Origin of the sequence: Pseudomonas sp. EA_65y_Pfl1_P113 (assembly GCF_963970525.1) — a bacterium.
Classification (GTDB): Bacteria; Pseudomonadota; Gammaproteobacteria; order Pseudomonadales; family Pseudomonadaceae; genus Aquipseudomonas; species Aquipseudomonas tritici.
The window spans coordinates 1-474 of the sequence record NZ_CAXAQM010000478.1 but is presented as its reverse complement, the minus strand read 5'-3'; the positions used below and the strand labels follow the sequence as shown (position 1 = coordinate 474).

Below are 474 nucleotides of genomic sequence, written 5' to 3'. Positions count from 1 at the left end.
AGCGGCTCTAATCCCGCTCAGGCACCGGCACGTTGAAGCCGTTGAGCGTCATCGACACCAACGCATACAGCCCGACCAGATAGATCAGCTCATTGGTGCCGTGCTGGCCGAAGGTGTGCACCGCGAGCCGGTAGCACGGCTCGGGCAGCACCCCGCCATTGACCAGCGCAAAGGCCACATCATAGGCGACGCTCTCTTGCGGAGAGAGGTCGTGCGGCTTGATGTTGGCGCAAAGCTCGGACAGGCGCTGCGGCGACATCTGCTCATGCTCGGCGACCGCAATGTGCGCGTAGATTTCATAGGCCGCATCGAAATGCGCGCCGCACACCAGGATGGCGATCTGGCGCGGCTTGTCGTCGAGCGTCGCTTGCGCGGTCATCGCCTTGGTCAGCTCCCACACCGCCTTGCCGATCACCGGCTCGTGCAGCCACGGATTCCACGGGCCGATCAGCGCGCCATCGGCATTGACCGTCT

At 64.1% G+C, this 474-nt stretch carries 1 protein-coding gene; it reads right to left on the bottom strand.

Annotation, left to right across the window (positions count from 1 at the left end; translation table 11 throughout):
* Positions 1 to 7 precede the first annotated feature (7 nt).
* Positions 8 to 474, bottom strand: a 467-nt coding sequence (locus tag AACY52_RS30660) for a hypothetical protein (RefSeq protein ID WP_339561439.1), incomplete at its 5' end; no start/stop codon positions are given.